The following is a 13,471-nucleotide window of genomic DNA, read 5'->3' as shown; positions in this document are numbered from 1 at the left end:
GCGCGGGGGTGCGGGGGAGCGGCGGGTCAGGAGGGGATGCGGACGGCGTGCCGTCGGTGCCACTGGAGGCGGACCCGGGTGCCGCGGTAGGCGGCGGCGTCCTCGGAGGACGTCTCCAGGTTCTGCTGCAGGGCCGTGAGCCGCCCGCCTCCGTCGAGGTCGACGAGGAAGCGCGTGGCGTCGCCCAGGTAGACCGCCTCGGCGACCGTGCCGGCGACGCTGTCGTGCCCGGGTTCGTCGGCCCCGTCGGACTCCTTGAGCACGCGGATCTTCTCCGGCCGGATGTTGTGCATGGCCGCCGTGCCCACGATCCGCTCGGCCGCCTCCCCGTCTAGCAGGTTCGAGGTGCCGACGAAGGAGGCGACGAACGCGGTCGCGGGGCGTTCGTAGATCTCGGCCGGCGTGCCGACCTGCGCGATGCGGCCCTGGTCGAAGACGGCGATGCGGTCGCTCATCGTCAGGGCCTCCTCCTGGTCGTGCGTCACGAACACGAAGGTGATGCCCACCTCCCGCTGGATCGCCTTGAGTTCGACCTGCATCTGCTCGCGCAGCTTCAGGTCGAGCGCGCCCAGCGGCTCGTCGAGCAGCAGGACACGGGGGCGGCCGACGAGAGCGCGGGCGAGCGCGACGCGCTGGCGCTGGCCACCGGAGAGCTGGGCGGGCCGGCGGCCGCCGTACCCCTCCAGGCGTACCTCGGCGAGCGCCTGGCGGGCGCGGGCGAGACGTTCTGCCTTCGGCACCTTGCGGACCTTGAGGCCGTAGGCGACGTTCTGTTCGAGCGTCATGTGCGGGAACAGGGCGTAGTCCTGGAAGACGGTGTGCACGTCCCGCTCGAACGGGGCGAGCCCCGTGACCTCCTGCCCGGCGAGTTCGATCCGGCCCCCGGTGGGGCTCTCGAACCCGGCGATGAGCCGCAGGACAGTGGTCTTGCCGGAACCGGACGGGCCGAGCATGGAGAAGAACTCCCCGTCCCGGATCTCCAGGTCGACCCCGGCAACGGCGGTCGTGTCCCCGAAGGACTTCCGCACATCCTGGAGCCGGATCGCTATTCCCTCCATGCGGGAACCTTTCTGGCGCGTTCAACGTTGCGCGTAAACATATGAAGTCATAGTTCAAAGCTCAAGATCCCCTTAGGGTAAAGCTTGAGTCAACGTACGAGGTGGTGACCGTGAGACAGCACGAGGTGGACGGCGGCGCCCGCAGAGCCGTGTTCAGTCCGGTGGAGAACGGGGCGCGCGTGGACGCGGTCGTCCGGCGCATCGGCGACGCCATCGAACTGGGCCTCCTCGCCGACGGCGAGCAACTGCCCGGCGAGAGCGAACTGGCCGCCCAGCTGGGCGTCTCGACCGTGACCCTGCGCGAGGCCCTCATGGCCCTGCGCCAGCAGGGTCTGGTCACCACCCGCAGGGGCCGCGGCGGAGGCAGCTTCGTCACCGTGCCCGAGGCCCCCGCCGAAGACCGGCTCAGGGCACGCCTGTCCGGATGGAGCACCGAGGAACTGCGCGACCTCGGCGACCACTGGGCCGCCCTGTCCGGCGCCGCCGCCCGCCTCTCCGCCCAGCGCACCGAACCCGCCGACCTGCGCCCACTGCGCCGCACGGCGGACGAGCTGACGCACGCCGAAGAGGTGTCCGCCCGCAGCCGCCTGTACGGCCGCTTCCACGTCGAACTCGCGGCCGCCGCCCAGTCCGCCCGGCTCACCCGCGAACAGGTCGAGCTGCAGAGCGAAGTGGGCGCCCTGCTCTGCCTCGTCCTGGCGACGGACGAATATCGTGAAGAAGTGTCGGACCGTCACCGCTCCGTGATCTCGGCCGTGCAAGATGGGGCCCACGAAACGGCCGGCACCCTGGCCGAGCGGTGCGTCCGGGAGTCGACGGCACGACTGGTCGCCGTACGCCTCACCCTCTGACCGCGCCGCGTCCGGTTCCCGTCCGCTGGAGGACACCATGGCCTGGAGCACCGGGCCGGACCGCTCCGCGGCCGCGACACTCGACACGGACACCGGGGCATGGGTGGCCGCGCGGGTGGGCGGCGCGCTGGAGGCCGTGTTCGAGACCGTCACCGCCACCCTCGCCGACACGGCGGCCCTGCTCGCCAGGGTGACCGCCGGAGGCCGCCGCCCCACGAGCGCGGACCTCGCGGCCCTGCGTCCCGGTCTGCACGCCCGCCTGGCCCGCCAGGAACTCGTCTCCGGCGTCGGCTTCGTGGCCGCACCTGGCCTGCTCGCCGACGTCCCGGCCTGGCTGGAGTGGTGGCAGTCCGGCGCCGACGGCACCGTACGGCCCCTGCTGCCCGACCTCGACCCCGGGCAGTCGGCATACGCGGACTACACGCACTGGGACTGGTTCGCGCTGCCCCGCGACACCGGGCGCCGCGCCGTGGCCGGACCCTACGTCGACTACCTCTGCTCCGACGAGTACAGCCTCACGCTGTCCGCGCCGGTCGAGGTCGAGGGGCGGTTCGCCGGAGTGGCGGCCGCCGATGTGTATCTGCGGCACTTCGAAGCGGCCGTCCTGCCCCTGCTGCGACGGCTGCCCCGGCCCGCGTACCTGGTCAACGCCCGCGGCCGGGTCGCCGCCTCCGCCGACCCCGCCCACCTGGCCGGCTCGCTCACCAAGGGCCCCGACTTCGGCCGGCTGCTCACGGGGACCGTGCCCGGCGAGCACGCCGGCCTGCGCCTGGTGCCCTGCCACGGCATCCCGCTCGTCCTCGTGCAGGCCACGGGCTGAACGGCTCGTCCATGCGCGGGCCACATGCTGAACGGATCGTCCTCGTGCAGGCCACGGGCTGAACGGCTCGTCCATGTGCGGGCCGGGGCCTGAACCGTTCGGCCGCGGACCGGTCCGGGGCCGAACGGCCCGGAGCCCAGGGACCGTCACCGCGGCGGATGCCGGCCGCGGGCGAGGCTCACGCCCGGCGGTACGCGCCGGCGCCGCGGCTCACGGCCGGCAGTACGCGTCGGCACCTCGGATCAGGGCGCGCCCTGAGCGGCCGGTGCGAAGCGGGCCATGACCGTCATGGTCGGCCGGATGTTGCGCACGCCCGGCAGCCGCCGCAGCAGGGGCCACACGGCGCCGTAGTACGTGCCGCGCCCGCGCGGCAGGGGCGGCTCACGTACCTCGGCGACGGCCGGGTGGGCCGTGCGCACCTCACCCAGTTCGCCTGCGTCGAGCGCCCACGGCATGGGGGGAGTGACGTACCCCTGCGCCGTCTTCATCTCGCCGCGCATCGTCCGTTCGCCGAACCAGCGCGGCACCGCGTCGAAGACCAGGGCCCCGCCGGGGAACCCCTCGGCACATCCGTCGATCAGCTCCCGCACCTCGGCGGGACGCAGATACATCAGCAGGCCCTGCGCGGTGACGAGCACACCGCGGGACGCGTCCACCCCGTCCCGCCAGGACAGGTCGAGCGCCGACCGCCCCAGGGTCCGACGGCGCTCCTCGTCCGGCAGCAGCGCGCGGCGCACCTCCGCCGTCTCCGGCAGCTCGACGCCCAGCCAGCGCGCACGGCCGTTGTTCACCCGCCAGAACTGGGTCTCCAGCCCTTCGGCCAGGTTGACGACGGTGCCGTCGGGGTGTTCCCGGAGGAAGGCCCTGACGGCGTCGTCGAAGGTGCGCACGCGCAGGACCTGCCCCTGGGCGAGGAGCGGCGAGGGCGCGCCGAAGTTCTCCTCGAAGGGGTAGTCGAGGCGCTCGACGAGCTCGACCGCCTTCGGGTCCTCCAGCACCGTGTCCGGCTGCCGCGCCTCGAAGGCACGCTGGTAGAGGTTCCACAGCAGTGTCTCGGGCACGCCCTTCCACACGACGCCCTGCCCGGCGTGGTCCATCTCGGCTTCCTCACTGATCGCTGATCACTGATCACTGATCACTGATTGCTGAGCGCTGATCCATGGTCGTTCGAACACCGGTCGCCACACCGGCCGGTGGTCACCGACCACCGGCCCGGTCACCGACCGTCTGGTCCAGCGTAGGTCCAGGCGCGACGCGTGCCCCGGGCCGACCGGCGCGCCCAGGGCGGGTCCGGTTCACCCGGACGGGTCATTCCGGTGGCGATGTCCCGGGCCGGGCGCATGTCCGGCCGTGAGGCGGTGAGACATGGGACATGCACGAACCGACAGCGGGTGCCCCGGTCCCGCCTCCGCGCGTCCCGTCCGGCCCGGACGTGGTGTTCACGGCCGACTTCGCGTCCCGGCGGCAGTGGGTCGCGGGCCGTTCGTGGGCGTACCCCGACGGCGGCCCGGAGAACCGGGGCGACGACAAGCTGGATCACCTCGTCGCCGACGCGGACCACAGCCGCAGAGGTTTCTTCAGGGCGACCCGCCGTCCCGACGGCATGTGGAACACGGGCCTGCTGACCACGGAGGGCAGCGAAGACGGGTTCATGCTCCGGCCGGGAGACGTACTGGAGACCCGCGTACGACTGCCCCGGGAGACCGGTGCCTGGCCGGCCATCTGGACCTGGCGGGACGGCGGCCAGGAGATCGACGTCTTCGAGTACCACCCCGACAACCCCGACCTCCTGGAGTTCACCAACCACGTGCGCGGCGGCGAGCGCTACTTCCGCGGCCGCGCCGTGGCCCCCGGCGCCTGGATCGACCTGCGCACCGAGTTCGGCGCGCGGTCCGTCGTCTGGTGGGTGAACGGCGAGCGGGTCTTCGCCGACCACCGGGGCACGGGACGCTCCTGGCGCGCCTATCTCATCGTCAACCTGTCTGTGTGCGGCGGGCGTTGGCACCCGGCGCCCGATCCGGGGACGACCGAGATGTCGTTCCAGGTGAGCGGACTCGTCGTCCGGCGTCCGTCACCGGGCGGGGGAGAGCCGTACGACCGCCCCGCCGCCGAGGACCGGGAGACGGCGGGCCCGGAAGGACCGGAAGGAGGCGACGAGCGGCCGGCCCGGCCTCAGTCGCGCGGCCGGTCCTGATACCGCGGGCGCGCCAGATCGCGTACCTCGCCGATCGTGCTCCACTCGTTGCCACCCAACCGCGCCAGCGGGCGCAGCAGCCGGATGTCCGGCCGGCCGTCCACCAGGGCGTCCTCGCTGACCACGGCGTGCACGACCCGGCCGAACACCACCGTCGAATCGCCCAGCCGCAGCGTCGCGTGCAGGGTGCATTCCAGCGCGGCCGGAGAGTCGGCCACGCGCGGCGGCCGCACCCGCAGCGAGGGCTCGCGGGCGATGCCCACCGCGTCGAACTCCCCTTCGTGTCGGGGGAAGTCGGTCGCCGTCGCGTTGATCTCCGTGAAGAGCGGCTCGGGAGTCAGGTTGACGACGAACTCCCCGGTCTCCTCCACGTTGCGCAGGGAGTCCTTCCGGCCCACCGAGGTGAACTGGACGATGGGCGGATCGACGCAGGAGACGGTGAAGAACGAGTGCGGAGCGAGGTTCGCCGTCTCGCCGTCCGCCGTGAGGGTCGAGACCCAGGCGATCGGCCGCGGTACGACCACGGAGGTGAGCAGCTGGTAGAAGTCGCGGGTGGGCATGTTCTCAGGGGCGAAGTCGACGCGCATGCCTGTAAGTATCCAGGTCAGCACGTGGGCGGCGGATCGTAGACCCGGATCGCAGCACCGCCGAGCCCCTGGTTCCGACGGAAAGCGCCCGATGCCGGCAGGCACGAGCCCTGGAGCACCACCGTCATGACCCAACCGATCCCTTCGCACGCCCCCTCGTTCGACTGGGACGACTTCGAGATCCCCGCACACGCGCGCGGCGGCCGCGTCACCCTCAACCTGTACGACGAGCTGTCCAAGTTCGTCCCCCGGCGCCCACCTGCGCATCTCGTCCGACCACTTCGGCCTCGAAGCGGGCGTGGACCGCCAGCAGGAGGATGCCGAGGACACACGCTGTCGTCTGGCGTGGGGACCGTTCGCAAAGATCTACAAGGAGAACGACACCTCGGCGTTCAAGAAGCGCAAGATCACCCGCGCCGACGGCAGCGTCGACCGGGTCGTCGTCCGCCCCGAGTTCCGCCGCCTGCTCGCCGACCTGGCCGGCGGTGTCATCGGCGGCGTCATCTTCTACGACCTCGACCGCCTGGTCCGCCAGCCGCGGGACCTCGAAGACTTGATCGACATTGTCGAGCACACCCTCGCAGGGTGCTGGACAGCCATCGTCAGCTCCAAGACCTGGTCCCAGGTCCAGTTCGAGCTCCAGCTGGCTCTCGCCGGCCACGGTGACCCGGCTGACCAAGCAGTGGAGCGACGACCACGTCGCCTTCCAGGACCGGGACCTGTCCGGATCCGACTACGTGTACGTGTGGGCCGACGGTGTCCACCCCAAGGTCTATCGCAAGCCATCACGGGAAAAGGGCATGGGTGAACGTGACGTCCGCGTAGGCAGCATCCCGCACACCGAGATTCTCCTCTTCAGATGGCAGCCATATCTGCCACGAGCGGCTGCCTCGACCTCCGGGCATCACTTGACTCGCGGGCCAAACGTTCGCATCGAGATCACTGGAGTCACAGTCATGGCCCTCATACAGCCACACATTCGGCCGCACGTACACCTGCTCGTCATCACGCAGATATGCCCGCACGTACAGTACCGCTCTGGCTTCATTGCCTGCACACACTTTGAAGGTCTTTTTCCATTGTCGGTCGTTGTGCGTGAGAACGAATGTTTCCCGGAAGGGACTTTCCTTCGTAACCGAGTGACCTCCCCAGACATCGGCCCCGTCACGTGCCCCGATCTTTCCTTGGAGAACGATGATGTGTTGTGCAGCTGCTGAAGCGGGCTCCGTCATGCCTGCAAAAGGGATGGGAGCCAACAGGAGGGCAGTTGCTAGGAAGCGTCCGAGTTGCATGCCGATGCCTCGCAATGCCTGGAGTCAGGCTGTGGAATTGTCGCACCCCTGGCGTGAACGTCTCATGGAGTCCCCTGTTACCAGGTTCGCTCTGGATCTCCTCCACTGCATCTCGGGGAGCCGCAGCAACCCCTGAGGGACGTAGCGCCGTTCGCCTTTGCATCCCGCCAGACCGCGGCGAGGCCCCAGCTACTCCAGGGATCCCAGCTCGCTGTCCGGGCGACGGAAGGATAAGGCTGAGCCCTGCCGCCGCAGAGCCTCCATGGGCTGTGCACGTGTAGCCGGCTGAAACCGGCCGGGGTGTGGGTTCACAGACGGCCTTCCGAAGCGTCTGGGCTGAACTCCACCTGCGCCTGTTCGTACGCCTCCTGCTCGCGAGCCAGCCTGCACAGCACCCTCGGGAAACGTCATCGCGGGAAATCCCTGACTGCAGGGTTCGTCTTCACCCCGTGGTTCGCCTGGTTCCTTGTCACATGGCTCGGCATGCCGGGCTCGCACCCCGCCCCGCTGTGTCCGGGCAACGTTCCACCCTGGTGGCCGAGCTTCATACCGGCATGACTCCGGCGAAGCCTGTGGCCGACCTTGGTGCCGGGAGCGGCAACCTGCTCAACAGCACCCTCGTATGAGCCGCTGCACGTCAGCAAGATCGCGTACGAGTCCTTAAGGCGCCGGCCAGGCATTCACGGATGGCCTGGAGGGCTGCGAGCGCGGTGTCCAGCTCGCTCCGGTCGTCCTAGGGGTTTTCGGTGCGCTTCTCCAGCGAGTGGCATCCTTTGGCCAAGGGGTGCAATCTGGAGTTGCGGGATCCTTCACCCCGCAGCGATAAGGCCGAGACGATGATGCAAGGGATCGCCACTGCGGCGGCATGCAATGATGCATGTGGCCCCCGATAGCGGCTCCCTGGGGCGACACGCTAGGCAACGCACTCATGCGGCGACTGCTCCAAACAATCCGTATCAATGCCTATCGCGCCAAGTCCAATCCGCGAGGTTCGAAATGCTTGGACGCGCCCTCGCAGCGGCAGTGCTGCTCACCCCCATCCCGTTCGCCGACGTGATGCAGGCTGCCGCCTTGCCGCCTAGCGCTGGCTCCAACATCACCGTTCAGGGAAAGCTCAAGGTGTACAGCGGTTTGGAGTTTCCTTTTGGAACCGCTTACGCCCACTACCAAGACTTCTCGCATGTGTTCGCCATGAGGGCCGGAGAGCACGTAGCGAAAAGCTGGTCAACCGAGGCGTGTGCAGGCGGTGACACCAGGGGATGGGTGCGATTCACGGTGCGACGCACCACTTCTGGCACAATTGAGGCGAAGGCGCTCCTACGCCTCTTTGAGGGAACTCGCTGCAGCACCGCCCCCCTTGAGAAGCAGAAGGGGCTTCCGTTTAGTCAGGTCACCTCTCAGCCTCGCAACTTTGTCTTGACGTTGTATAACAGGCCCGATCAAACATGGGTGACGTTCAACGTGGCCAGTAAGTTCAAGCTGTGTTGTGTCTAAGCCGTGAGCTTTTTCAACCTGCGGAGATGGTGCGGCAGTTGGCCTGACAGCGTGGTGAAGCCCTGGCGGATGGGTTTTCGGCCAAGAAGAACCACCTCCGCCAGAGGCTTCGTGTGCTATGCGTGAGAAGAGCAATGCATTGAAGGGAAAGACGGCCACTTCATTCTCCCGGGCGCCCCAGCGCGTTGTCTCGTGGCGGGCGCGCCCGCCACGAGACTTCCAAGCTGAACATACTCCTTGACAGGGAACTCTGGTCCTGCAGCCACTGCACCCTGCTGGCCGGCGGTCCGGCGATGCTGCGGGTCGGGTTTCGCCGCGAGACGCTCGTGTGGACCGGCCCGGCCGGAGAGCCGACCTGGTATTCGACGTGGCTTCTCCGAACTAACGCCACCGGTCGGCAGCTACACGCTGGGGGGAGCCGAGGGGCTGAGAGTTCAGAATTCTGCTCACCGGGTTCAGTTCATATCCCCACCAACCGCCCTGACCGATGCTGAGCACGCCACGTGAGATGGCCACACGCAGCTTCATTCCTGGGGCGCGGACCTGCCGGGCGAAGACCTCGTCAGGTCCGTAGTCGTTGGTGATGGCGGTGACCGAGGAGGTGTCGGCGTGCAGTGCGATCGCGGACAGCGGTGCCCGCTCGGCGCGGAAGCGGCCGACGAGTTCGGAGGTCAGGTGCTGTGCTTCGGCGGCCGAGCCGCCGTTGCCCGCGACCAACAGCCGCCCGCCTGCGGGGAGCCGCTTGGCCAGGAGGTGGCCCCAGGCTTGGAGGCGGGTGGTGTCGAGTAGGGGTAACGCGGCGGAGAGCGCCTGTATGTGTGCGCGTCCCGGCAGGGTCACGGGTCAGCTCCCTCGAAGGTCACGAAACGGGCAGAGGCGATGGGTCGGGGCGCCGGCGGTGGCCGACCAGCGCCGGGCGGCCCGGAGTCTTCAGGAGCCGGTCGGTCGGTACCGGGCCAACATCGGCCCGTACGCGGCAAGAGCGGCGTCGCGCTCCAAGAGCGGGTAGTCGAAGAGCTTCTCCACGATCCGGTGCTCGGCGAGGATCCGTTCGGCCTGCCGGAGCAGCACAGTGTCGCCCAGCTCGGTCAGGTGCACCCCATCGCTCCACAGGCTGTCCAACTCGTCCGTGGTGGCTGCAGGGACGAGCTGGCGGGCGATCGCCGTGAACGGGGTCCACCCCGGCGGTCGACGCGTTCGTCGCCTCCGGCTACGACGACAGCGAGTTCGTCGACCTAGCGGAGCTGCGGGCAAGGCGCCGATGACCGGACAGCCGTAAGCGGTCCGCTTCTCCTCGCCGGCCGCGAAGGTTCTCGACACCCCGCCCGAGCACGTCAAAGACACTGTGTGGGACGTCCTGAACGCCGCCGCGGGTGATCCGTGGGGCTTCCGCCAATGGAACGCCGACGACCCCGAGAGTGAGGACGTCCGCCTCGCCTCCGTTGGCCGGCTCTCCCTCACCTACTGGGTGAAGAGGCCCCTGCGCCGCCTCTCTGTCCTAAACGGGGATGGAGCCCACCAACGCCGTCCTCGGCGTCGGCTGCGCCGGCCTCCTCGGCGCTGTTGTGACGTGGGCCTGTACCACCAGCAGGCCGACCTCGCTGTTGCGCGCGGCGTTGGTCGTGCTGCGGGCCACCCCGATCTGACCCCGCGCCTTGACTACCGTTCGGAAGGTCCGGCGCCTCAAGAAGGTGCCGGACGCTGGCACCGCCGTGGGCCGGCTGGCCTGTGCTCTGCGCCGCAGCCGTGCCGCGCTGGGGCTTACTCAAGCTCAGGGCGGCGGACTGACCGACGCCGAGAGAACTACGCGGGAGTGGCTGCGGCTCCAGGCCGTGGAGCGTTTCGAGAGCGGGCAGAAGAACGCGGAGGTTGCCGCTGCCCTGCGGATCAGTGTGCGGTCGGTTGAGCGGTGGCGTCGGGCCTGGCGCGAGGGCGGTGAGGCCGGGGTTCTGTCGAAGGGGTCGCCGGGAAGACCTCGGCTCAACGAAGTCCAGGTCGCCAGGCTGGAGCGGGAGTTGGAGCGTGGTCCGCTGGCTCACGGCTGGACGGACCAGCGGTGGACGCTGGCACGGATCAAGACGCTCATCGGCCGGCTGTTCCACGTCTCCTACACGGTCGAGGGCACCTGGCGGCTGCTGAAGCGGCACGGCTGGAGCTGGCAGCAGCCCACTCGGCGGGCGATCGAGCGCGATGACGACGCGGTCGAAATATGGAAGAAGGAGACCTGGCCGCGGGTAAGAGCATCGCGGCGGAGCGCGGGGCCTGGATCGTTTTCGAAGACGAGGCCGGGCAGTCGATGACTCCGCCGCGCGCCAGAACCTGGGTCCGGATCGGCCAGACCCCGGTCGTGAGGGTGAGGGGCCGCGGCTCCGGGCGGGTGTCGATGGCGGGCATGACCTGCTATAAGCCGGGCGAGCGGTCCCGGCTGATCTACGCGATCCGCGAGTATCACGGCCGCAAGGACGAACCGAAGGGCTTCGGCTGGCGCGACTTCCGCGACCTGATCGTCCGCGTCCGCATCCAGCTCGGCGGCCCGATCGTCCTGGTCTGGGACAACCTCCGCCTGCACCTGACCGCTGGCATGCGTGCGTTCATCGAGACGAACGCCGAGTGGCTCACCGTGTTCCACCTGCCCGCCTACGCCCCGGACCTCAACCCACAGGAGGGCATCTGGTCACTGGTCAAACGCGAGATCGGCAACCTCCCCGCCGCGGACCTCACTCAGATCACCCGAGCCGTGAAACGTCGGCTCAAGAGGATCCAGTACCGTCCAGAACTCGTCGACGGCTGCCTCGCAACCACCGGCCTGACCCTGGAGGACTGACGCGACTCATTCCTCCTCCCAGTTCGCGTAGTCGCCCATCGCCACGTCATCACACAAGGTCTCCCACAACCCGTTGTCTGCGAGTGCGGTGGCATCGAGAGCAGCGAGGAGCCGACGAAGCTCGTCCGCCACCTCCTGGAACCTGTCCTCCTCGTCTTCCTCGTAGAACGGGAAGCGGGCGATGATGCCCGCGACGCACCGGTGGAAGGCTTCGAGGTCCCTGTTCACATGCCAGGCGGTCGCGGACCCGATCTTGGGGATCTGCACGACGCGACGCGAAGCCACATCGACGCCAAGCCGACCGAACAGGCCACTGGACCCAAAGACGACCAACCCGCTCTCACCGTTCCCGTCCAGGAGCGTCGCCTCAGTCAGCGGTTGGTACTCATATCCGATCAGCCCTGCTGGGACGCCGACTTCCCGCAGATCGGCGGCGATCTCGGCAGGCACCCCTGGTGAGCAGCCGATACGGACCACGGCGTACTGGGGCAATGGCAACGGCAACGGCGGGAAGTCTCGGATCACGCGAACATCATCCTCGTGCTCCGGCCACACCGGGAAGGCGCGAGCTGGCCCCTGCCACCCTGCGGCGGGCCCCGACATCACTCAATCAAGTTCAGTAGCTTGACGCCGAATTGACGCTCACAGAGTCATCTTGACGATCATCCGGCGCTCGTTCTGATGATGTGCCAGACGACCTGCACCGCTGGTCAGGTGGACTGCCGATTCAGTCGATGGTGCAAGAGTGCTTGGAATCGTGCGCGTCACGCGGACGAGTAACGGGCGTGCGGCTCGCCCACCCCAGCCCCCGAATGTGTGCCACATCCCCGTTATCTGCCCGTATGACCCGCTGACAGGCTTTCCAGACGCTTTCTAGGTGGAGGCCACGGCAGGATCACTCCTCGGAGCCGGATCCCCTGGCCAGCCGTCCGCGGAGCGACGTCACCGGGGGTGCCGGTCCGCGGGCGGTCGCCGTGACCGGGCATGCGGGTTCGCGGACTGTCGTCGTCACGGGTCACGCGGCTTCGCCCCGCCACGCTCCGTCCCGGAACGCCCACCGCACCGCCGGGCGCACCGTGAAGCCCGCCAGCGCGAACAGTACGCCCAGCACCGCCCAGCCCGCCGTGCCGTGCTGGATCGCGGTCGCCGTCACCAGCGCCGGGCCCGCCATGACGCCCGTCGACATGCCCGCCTGGAACACGCCCTGGTAGACGCCGTGGGCACGGGCGTCGGCCAGTTCGTAGCCGAGAGTCCAGCCGCCCGCGGCCGACAGCAGCTCGGCGAGGACCTGCACCACGCTGCCGAAGCCCAGCACGAGCACCGCCCACGCCGGCGACAACCCGGACGACAGCGCGTACACCCCGCAGGACACCGCGAGCAGCGGCCCCGACCAGTACATCGCCCGCACAGCGCTGGGGACTTGGGCGGCCCGCCGGGCCACCCGGACCTGGAACAGCGCCACCAGCACGCAGTTCGTGATCAGCAGCAGAGCAGCCGTCCAGCGAGGTGCCTCGGTCCGCTCGACGACCCACAGCGGCAGCCCGACCTCCATCAGGGCGAACTGCACGCAGAGCAGCGCGTTCAGCACGGTCACCGTCAGGTACGGCAGATCGCGCACCGCACGCCAGCGGTCGGCGGCCGGGGCATCGTCCGCGAGCCGGGCCCGGTCCCGCGCATGCGCGGCCAGCGGCAGGCGGCGCACCATCAGGGCCGGTGCGAGGAACGTGAGCGCGTTCAGCAGGATCGCCGTCACATACGCGGCTCGCGTGTCGAGTTGAAGGATGATCGCGCCGAACAGGCCGCCCACCCCCATCGCCACGTTCGTGACCGCCCGCAGATAGGCCCGCGCCTCCACGCGCGTGGCCGTGGGCAGCACGTCCGCGTAGATCGCGCTCTGCACCCCGTGACTGGCCATCCGCAGCACGGTCGCGCACACCACCGCGACGAGGAATCCGGCGTACGAGTCCACCACGACGTAGCCCGCCGTGGCCACCGCGGCGCCGCCCCACAACAGCGCCCCCACCTCCCGGGCACCCCACCGGTCGGCAGCCCGGCCCGCGGGGATGCCGGCGACCACCCCTATCAGTCCCGCGACCGACAGGCCGAGCCCGACCGCGGTCGCGTCGAGGCCGACGATACGCGTGAAGTACAGGACACCCAGCGGGAAGTAGAGACCCGCGCCGACGGAGTCGATCAGGGTGAACAGCGTGGCGCGGCGCAGCGTCGGGTCGGCGGGCAGCAGTCCTGCGGCCCGGGTGGCGCGCTCAGGTGGCGACGCCCCCGATGGATCAAAGTCCGAGGAGGCCGAGGAGGGTGATGTCGTCGTCATGCCGATCAGCGAACCGCCGGTC

General features: G+C 69.3%; 12 protein-coding genes and 3 pseudogenes. 7 read left to right on the top strand and 8 right to left on the bottom strand.

Going from position 1 to position 13,471, the window contains the following annotated elements:
- Window positions 1-26: 26 nt before the first annotated feature.
- Complete coding sequence (locus OIB37_RS02235; protein WP_330455783.1) at window positions 27-1,058, bottom strand: ABC transporter ATP-binding protein; 1,032 nt, start codon at window positions 1,056-1,058, stop codon at window positions 27-29.
- Between the two features lie 110 nt (window positions 1,059-1,168).
- On the opposite strand from OIB37_RS02235, the gene OIB37_RS02230 reads away from it, so the two are divergent.
- Entirely contained in the window at window positions 1,169-1,909 is a 741-nt protein-coding gene (locus OIB37_RS02230) for a FadR/GntR family transcriptional regulator (RefSeq protein ID WP_330455782.1), read from the top strand.
- 37 nt (window positions 1,910-1,946) lie between these two features.
- Window positions 1,947-2,729, top strand: coding sequence for a cache domain-containing protein (locus OIB37_RS02225; protein ID WP_330455781.1), 783 nt, complete (start codon window positions 1,947-1,949; stop codon window positions 2,727-2,729).
- Window positions 2,730-2,971: 242 nt separating this feature from the next.
- On the opposite strand, the gene OIB37_RS02220 is transcribed toward OIB37_RS02225, so the two are convergent.
- Window positions 2,972-3,826, bottom strand: a complete 855-nt coding sequence (locus tag OIB37_RS02220) for a class I SAM-dependent methyltransferase (protein ID WP_330455780.1) — start codon at window positions 3,824-3,826, stop codon at window positions 2,972-2,974.
- A gap of 275 nt (window positions 3,827-4,101) precedes the next feature.
- Here OIB37_RS02220 and OIB37_RS02215 point away from each other — a divergent pair, with 275 nt between their 5' ends.
- Window positions 4,102-4,923: a glycoside hydrolase family 16 protein gene (locus OIB37_RS02215; protein WP_330455779.1), complete on the top strand. Its 822-nt coding sequence runs from the start codon at window positions 4,102-4,104 to the stop codon at window positions 4,921-4,923.
- Here the strand turns inward: OIB37_RS02215 and OIB37_RS02210 are convergent.
- The gene (locus tag OIB37_RS02210; protein ID WP_330455778.1) at window positions 4,902-5,510 is read right to left on the bottom strand and encodes a flavin reductase family protein; all 609 of its coding nucleotides are present in this window, start codon (window positions 5,508-5,510) and stop codon (window positions 4,902-4,904) included. The genes OIB37_RS02215 and OIB37_RS02210 overlap by 22 nt on opposite strands.
- A gap of 259 nt (window positions 5,511-5,769) precedes the next feature.
- Here OIB37_RS02210 and OIB37_RS02205 point away from each other — a divergent pair.
- Together OIB37_RS02205 and OIB37_RS02200 are read left to right on the top strand one after the other, a co-directional pair.
- Window positions 5,770-6,069: pseudogene (locus OIB37_RS02205) on the top strand (recombinase family protein); the annotation flags it as partial.
- 88 nt (window positions 6,070-6,157) lie between these two features.
- Window positions 6,158-6,283: pseudogene (locus OIB37_RS02200) on the top strand (IS256 family transposase); the annotation flags it as partial.
- Window positions 6,284-6,295: 12 nt separating this feature from the next.
- Here the strand turns inward: OIB37_RS02200 and OIB37_RS02195 are convergent.
- The 3 genes and pseudogenes from OIB37_RS02195 to OIB37_RS02185 form a co-directional block, all read right to left on the bottom strand.
- Window positions 6,296-6,742: a hypothetical protein gene (locus OIB37_RS02195; RefSeq protein ID WP_330462093.1), complete on the bottom strand. Its 447-nt coding sequence runs from the start codon at window positions 6,740-6,742 to the stop codon at window positions 6,296-6,298.
- 2,082 nt (window positions 6,743-8,824) lie between these two features.
- Window positions 8,825-9,112, bottom strand: a pseudogene (locus OIB37_RS02190) (D-sedoheptulose-7-phosphate isomerase); the annotation flags it as partial.
- Between the two features lie 114 nt (window positions 9,113-9,226).
- A complete protein-coding gene (locus OIB37_RS02185) occupies window positions 9,227-9,394 on the bottom strand; it encodes a hypothetical protein (RefSeq protein WP_330455777.1) in 168 nt (55 codons plus the stop codon).
- A gap of 410 nt (window positions 9,395-9,804) precedes the next feature.
- On the opposite strand from OIB37_RS02185, the gene OIB37_RS02180 reads away from it, so the two are divergent.
- Both OIB37_RS02180 and OIB37_RS36230 read left to right on the top strand, forming a co-directional pair.
- A complete protein-coding gene (locus tag OIB37_RS02180; RefSeq protein WP_330455776.1) occupies window positions 9,805-9,942 on the top strand; it encodes a hypothetical protein in 138 nt (45 codons plus the stop codon).
- Window positions 9,943-10,050: 108 nt separating this feature from the next.
- Window positions 10,051-11,120 (top strand): IS630 family transposase gene (locus tag OIB37_RS36230; protein WP_443058248.1). Its coding sequence is split into 2 segments (ribosomal slippage): window positions 10,051-10,504 and window positions 10,504-11,120, totalling 1,071 coding nucleotides; the frame shifts between segments, so codons are not numbered across the junction.
- A gap of 6 nt (window positions 11,121-11,126) precedes the next feature.
- Here the strand turns inward: OIB37_RS36230 and OIB37_RS02165 are convergent.
- Both OIB37_RS02165 and OIB37_RS02160 read right to left on the bottom strand, forming a co-directional pair.
- Window positions 11,127-11,645, bottom strand: coding sequence for an SUKH-4 family immunity protein (locus tag OIB37_RS02165; protein WP_330455774.1), 519 nt, complete (start codon window positions 11,643-11,645; stop codon window positions 11,127-11,129).
- A gap of 490 nt (window positions 11,646-12,135) precedes the next feature.
- Window positions 12,136-13,449, bottom strand: a complete 1,314-nt coding sequence (locus OIB37_RS02160) for an MFS transporter (protein ID WP_330455773.1) — start codon at window positions 13,447-13,449, stop codon at window positions 12,136-12,138.
- Between the last annotated feature and the right edge of the window lie 22 nt (window positions 13,450-13,471).

The sequence above is a fragment of the Streptomyces sp. NBC_00820 genome (genome assembly GCF_036347055.1).
Lineage (GTDB): Bacteria > Actinomycetota > Actinomycetes > Streptomycetales > Streptomycetaceae > Streptomyces.
The sequence above is the reverse complement of the archived record's forward strand: the minus strand, read 5'-3'. Positions and strand labels throughout refer to the sequence as shown.

Coding starts and splice junctions, on each gene's coding strand:
- OIB37_RS02235 (WP_330455783.1), bottom strand. CDS start 1,058: ATGGAGGGAATAGCGATCCGGCTCCAGGATGTGCGGAAGTCCTTCGGG.
- OIB37_RS02225 (WP_330455781.1), top strand. CDS start 1,947: ATGGCCTGGAGCACCGGGCCGGACCGCTCCGCGGCCGCGACACTCGAC.
- OIB37_RS02220 (WP_330455780.1), bottom strand. CDS start 3,826: ATGGACCACGCCGGGCAGGGCGTCGTGTGGAAGGGCGTGCCCGAGACA.
- OIB37_RS02215 (WP_330455779.1), top strand. CDS start 4,102: ATGCACGAACCGACAGCGGGTGCCCCGGTCCCGCCTCCGCGCGTCCCG.
- OIB37_RS02210 (WP_330455778.1), bottom strand. CDS start 5,510: ATGCGCGTCGACTTCGCCCCTGAGAACATGCCCACCCGCGACTTCTAC.
- OIB37_RS02195 (WP_330462093.1), bottom strand. CDS start 6,742: ATGACGGAGCCCGCTTCAGCAGCTGCACAACACATCATCGTTCTCCAA.
- OIB37_RS02180 (WP_330455776.1), top strand. CDS start 9,805: ATGGAGCCCACCAACGCCGTCCTCGGCGTCGGCTGCGCCGGCCTCCTC.
- OIB37_RS02160 (WP_330455773.1), bottom strand. CDS start 13,449: ATGACGACGACATCACCCTCCTCGGCCTCCTCGGACTTTGATCCATCG.